This is a genomic window from Streptomyces sp. NPDC002044 (assembly GCF_040296725.1).
GTDB classification, from domain to species: domain Bacteria; phylum Actinomycetota; class Actinomycetes; order Streptomycetales; family Streptomycetaceae; genus Streptomyces; species Streptomyces antarcticus.
In genome coordinates this window covers 1-5,313 of the sequence record NZ_JBEOXU010000252.1, presented here as the reverse complement: position 1 = coordinate 5,313, position 5,313 = coordinate 1, and the positions used below count along the sequence as shown (strand labels likewise).

Annotated in this window: 2 protein-coding genes; both read right to left on the bottom strand. The window is 74.8% G+C overall.

The window, feature by feature from the left end; genetic code table 11:
* Positions 1-138 precede the first annotated feature (138 nt).
* Positions 139-3,177, bottom strand: coding sequence for an SGNH hydrolase domain-containing protein (locus ABT106_RS30920; RefSeq protein ID WP_351284096.1), 3,039 nt, complete (start codon positions 3,175-3,177; stop codon positions 139-141).
* Between the two features lie 14 nt (positions 3,178-3,191).
* Entirely contained in the window at positions 3,192-4,919 is a 1,728-nt protein-coding gene (locus ABT106_RS30915) for a glycosyltransferase family 2 protein (protein ID WP_351284093.1), read from the bottom strand.
* Positions 4,920-5,313: the final 394 nt, after the last annotated feature.

The window sequence follows — 5,313 nt, the reverse complement described above, 5'->3', positions numbered from 1 at the left end:
GTGGGGGGGGGGGGGCGCGGGGCACCCCGCGGTCTCGGGAAAATACACCGCCCGCGCCCCCCCCCGGCACCCCCCCGGGGGGCCCCCCGACGCGACCGCGTCGGCTGCCCCCGCGGCGTGTGCGCCCGGGCCGGCCCGCTATCCGTTACCCGCCCGGGTCGAGACGGTGACGTGGTCGACCCGCATCGGACGGCCCGGCTCGGTCGCGGGCCCCACGGTCGCACCGTCGGCCTCCGGGAGCTTGCCGCCCATGGCCACGTTGAGGATCAGGAACACCCCGTGGTCCACGGCCCGCTTCCAGGTTCCGGCGTCCATCCGGTCCGCGGACACCCGGTGGTACACGCGTCCGTCCAGGTACCAGCGCACCTCCTCCGCGCCGGGTGTGCGGTCGACCTCGACGGCGTACGAGTGGAACGCCGTACGGCAGCCCGGGCACGGCTGGGGGCCCGAGGTCAGGCCGACCGGCTCCGCGCACGGGCCGCCGTCCGGGACGCCGCAGTGCATGGAGCCGAACACGGTGTCCCGCCCGTTCACCGACTCCATGACGTCGAGTTCCCCGACACCCGGCCAGCCCGTGTACCCGTCGCGCAGCGGCGCCCCCAGCGTCCAGAACGCCGGCCAGTAGCCGGCGGCCGCGGCCCCCGTGACATCGGGCAGCGCGATGGACGCCTCGATGCGCAGGGTTCCGCCGGGCGGCGCGGCGAAGTCCGAGCGCTTCGTCTCGATGCGCCCCGAACTCCACGCGCCGTCCTTCCGGGTGGGGACGATCTCCAGGGCGCCCTTCCCGTCGAGCCGCACGTTGTCGGTGGAGTCGGTCATCGTCTCGATCTCGCCCGTGCCCCACTGCGGCGCGGGGCACCCCGGGTAGCAGGTGCCGGTGTCGTGGATCCACTCGGCGGGGGACGGGGCGCTGCCCGCCGGACCGTCGAAGTCGTCCCGCAGCAGCCGGGTCCACCCGTCCGCGGCGGCCGTCCCGGACGTGCCGGGCGGGGGCGTGCCGGCCGGGGCCCGCGCCGGGAGGGCGCCGGACTCGGTGAGCAGCCGCTCCAGCCGGGGCGTCAGGACGACGGCCGCCACGTTGGTCAGGTGGGCGTCGTCCCGGTAGAGCAGGATCCGGTCCACCACGGCCGGGCAGGTCGGGCCGTCGCCCGGGCACAGCACGGGGTTCACGCTGATGCCCCGTACACCGGGCAGCGCGCCGGACGCGATCCGCGGGGCCAGCGGGTCGGGCTGCCGGGAGTCGGCGCGGCTGAACGCGCAGGCGTCGGGGAAGTCGGGGCTGCCGGACACGCACGCCGGGACGTCCGTACCCGGAACCGGGGTGTCCTCGATGTAGACGATCGGTGCCCCCAGCGCCCGCAGCGGCTCCAGGGTCTTCTCCCAGCCCTCGGCCAGGAGCTTCGCGTCGGCGGTGTACCGGTTCAGCGAGGCGATCACGATGAGCCGGGGCTTCGGCTGCTGCCGCAGCCGCTCCAGGGCGTCCGCCCGCCAGGTGTCGCACTCGCGGTACGCGCGTCCGAGCTGGGGGCTGTGCACCTCCAGCCGGGCCAGCGGGCAGCCCTGCTTGACCAGCTCCTGCAGGGCCCAGCCCCGCTCGGCGGCCAGCGCCAGCATCGGGGAGAACCACTGGCCGGCGTGCGAGTCGCCGAGCAGCACGATCCGGTCGGGGCTGTCCACCGCGCCGAACAGGCAGGCGGGGCTGCTCGTCACGGCCGGGGCGACCTCGCACGGCGCGTCCGGCGGGAAGTCCTTGCGCGCCTGGACGGGACTCGGGACCACGGGGCCGTCCGGCAGGGGCGCACCGGCGGTCCGGGCCAGCAGGGTGGGGCCGGAGGCGGCGCCCGGTGGCAGCCCCTTCATGTCGCCCGGGGTGGCCGGTCCGAGCAGGTGCAGCGTCGTACTGCCGACGACCAGCGCGAGCACGACGGGCAGCACGATGGCCGAGACGCCCACCGACAGGCCGCGCCGGGGGAGTTCGGAGACCGTACGGCTGCGCCGCAGTGGTTGCTCGACCCAGCGCATGGTGGCGAGGGCGGGCAGGACGGCCGCGAGCGTCAGTCCGGTCCTGGCGGGCCAGCCGAGGGCCCCGAACCGGGCCTCGGCCAGGACGAGCACCGGCCAGTGCCACAGGTAGAGGTTGTAGGAGAGCCGCCCGACCGCGCGGGGTGCCCGGCCCGCCAGCAGCCGCCCGACACCGTACGCGCCCTGGACGTCGCGCTCGCCCCGGCCGGGGATCGCGGCGAGGATGACGGCGGCGGTGGCCAGGGTCGGTACGAGCGCCGCGAAGCCCGGGTACGGGGTGGAGGCGTCGTACGACACGACGCACCAGCCGATCGCCGCCGCGCCGGCCCAGCCGCACAGCAGCCGCAGCGGACGCGGGCCGCGCATCAGGTGCCAGGGCAGCAGCGCGAGGAGCGCGCCGACGCCGAACTGCCAGACGCGCGACGGCGTCGCCAGGTACGCGAGCGACACGGAGTGGCCCGTCCAGTACAGGGACAGGGCGAACGAGCCGAGGACCAGCGGCGCCGCGACCAGCGCCACGGCGGAGCGCACGGCCCGGCCGCGCCGGACCGCCCGGGCCGCGCAGAGCACGATCACCGCCAGCAGCGGGGCCCAGAACAGGTAGAACTGCTCCTCGACGGCGAGGGACCAGAAGTGCAGCAGCGGGCTCTGGCCGTGGCCGGCGGCGAGGTAGTCGGTCTGCTGGGAGACGAACCGCCAGTTCGCGGCGGACAGCGCGGCGGCGACGACGTCGTACTCCAGGTCGGCGCGGCGCAGGGGTACGGTCAGCCAGGCCCCGGCCACCGCCACCGCGCCGAGTACCACGGCCGCCGACGGCAGCAGCCGGCGGGCGCGCCGGGAGAAGAAGTCCCCGAGCCGGATCCGGCCGGTGGTGACCGCCTCCCGGACCAGCAGGCCGGTGATGAGGTAGCCGGAGATGACGAAGAAGACGTCCACACCGACGAAACCGCCCGCCGTGCCGGGTATCCCGGCGTGGAAGGCGAGGACCGCGAGGACGGCGACGGCGCGCAGTCCCTCGATGTCGGGGCGGAAGGCGGACCGGTGCGGGCTGGGTCCGGACTCGCCGCCGGAGCGCGATCCGGACGCCGGAGGGCCGGGCGGCTGGGCGGCGCGCCCCCGCAAGGGAAGCGGGCCGGGAGCCACAGGGAACGGCATGGTGAGGAAGCCTTTCAACTCAGCCACGGAAGCATCGGGTTGACCCACCCGGATGCCAGCAGGCCGGTGAGCAGGAGGACCGCCGAGGCGGCGAGGGTCTCGGGCCAACGGCGGGGGAGCATGCCGGTACGGGAGCGCAGGGCCGCCCGTACGCGGGTGCCCAGGGGTTCGGCGGCCGGGTGCCGGGCCGGGGCGGCCGCCGCGCGGCGGGCCCGTGCCGCGGGGCGCAGTTCGGCCGTCAGGTCCCGGATCAGCGGGACGTTGATCTGGCACTGCACCAGGAGGTAGAGGAGCAGGCCCCAGTTGGGCTCCCAGCCGTTGCGTGCGACGGCCAGCGCGAGGCCGGCGGCGGCCGCGCCGTTGGAGAGGACGAGCCAGGCCAGGGAGACGGCCACCACCCGGCGGGCCATCCCGCCGGAAGCCGTCGCACCGCGCGCGCCGGTGGGCACCCAGGCGGCGCTGCGGCCCCGCAGCGTGTGCAGGAAGGCGGTGGCGGCGGCCACGCTCGTCAGGACGTTCGCCCGGATCACCTCCACGCGCCAGCGGGTCCGGCTGATCCGGGGCAGCAGCACGTGCCAGAGCCACAGCGGGGCCAGCAGCGGCAGCACGTGCCAGGGCCGGATGTGGTCGGGGTACCAGAACATCATCACCAGTGGCGGCAGCGGCGCGGCGAAGGTGTTCACCGCCGTGGTCAGGTATCCGACGACGCCCTCGTAGAAGCACAGCCGCATGCGCCAGGGCGCGCGCATCCGCTTCAGGACGGGCGTGCCGAGCAGGTGGAGGTTGCCCATCGCCCAGCGGTACTGCTGGTTCACGAAGGAGGTGACCTCGTCGGGGGAGGTGCCCTTGGCCACCAGCACCGGTACGTACAGGGTGCGGAACCCCTGCTCGTGGAGGGCGAGACCGGTGTACAGGTCCTCGCTGTGGTCGAGCCGGGCGAAGCCGCCGGCGAGGTCGATCGCGGTGCGCCGGTAGACGGCATTGCTGCCGCAGCAGATGGCGGCGTCGCTGGCGTCCCGGGAGGGCTGGATCCAGCGGAAGAACCACTCCTGGGCGGAGCCGGCGGCCCGCTGGATCCAGTCCATGGTCTCGTCGGTGTCGAAGCACTGCGGGCTCTGCACGATGCCGACGGCGGGGTCGGCCAGGTACGGCACGAGGTGGCGCAGGAAGTCCGGCCGCGGCGCGAAGTCCGCGTCCAGGATGGCGATGAACTCGGCGCCGCTGAGGGTGAGGGCGTGGTTCAGGTTGCCGGCCTTCTTCAGGTGGCCGCGGTCGGGGCGCACGACGTACGCGTAGCCGTACGAGGCGGCCAGCGCGGCGACTTCGGGGCGGTCGGCGTCGTCCAGGATCCAGACGGTGAGCGCGTCGGGCCAGTCGACGGCCGCCACCGCGCGGTAGGCGTTGGCCAGTACGGGGAGGGGTTCGCCGCAGGTGGGCAGGTACAGGTCGACGGACGGCAGGCCGGCGGGACTCCAGGCGTGCACGAGCACCTCGTGCGACTGCCGGGTCAGCCGGCGCTGGCGCAGGCTGTTGACGGAGGAGAGGGCGAGGGCCACGACGTTGAGGCCGAGGACGGCGAGGAAGGCCCACAGGGCCGGGGTGCGCAGCGCGAAGGTGAACATGGTCGCCGCGGTGAACACGAAGGCGAGTGAGGTACTGACCAGGACCCAGCGGCGTTGCGGGCCGAAGTACCAGTAGAGCTCCTCGTCGGACGGTGGTTGCGGAAGGTGATGCACGGTCATAAAGCCCCCCACGGCTGTGTATGTGCCCGTTTCAGGTGGCCCACCCTAATGCCAAAGGTATAGACCACTCGTCCACGAGTGGGGCAACGGGTGGAATGAGACACGGAATTGGCGAGTCCGGGTTGGTCCAGACCTCTGCCCCGACGTCATTCGACCGGCCGTACCCGACCGGTCCGGGAGGGTGTGGGCCACGCGCGGGTGAACAGGTCCGGAAGTCTTGCGCACCCGGGCGCACCCGGGCGCATCCTGATGCCCCGGGCGGGCGCGCCGGGCGGTTACGCTTCCGCCGTGACCAGCGCGCGGTGGGACCGCAGGCGGGCGGTGGGCGCCGGACTCGGCGCCCTCGCCGCGGCGCTGTCCGGGTGCTCGGCGGGCGACGGCCCCACGCGGCGGC

Excerpts from the sequence above, each read along its gene's own strand:
- ABT106_RS30920 (WP_351284096.1), bottom strand. The coding sequence starts at position 3,177 with ATGCCGTTCCCTGTGGCTCCCGGCCCGCTTCCCTTGCGGGGGCGCGCC.
- ABT106_RS30915 (WP_351284093.1), bottom strand. The coding sequence starts at position 4,919 with ATGACCGTGCATCACCTTCCGCAACCACCGTCCGACGAGGAGCTCTAC.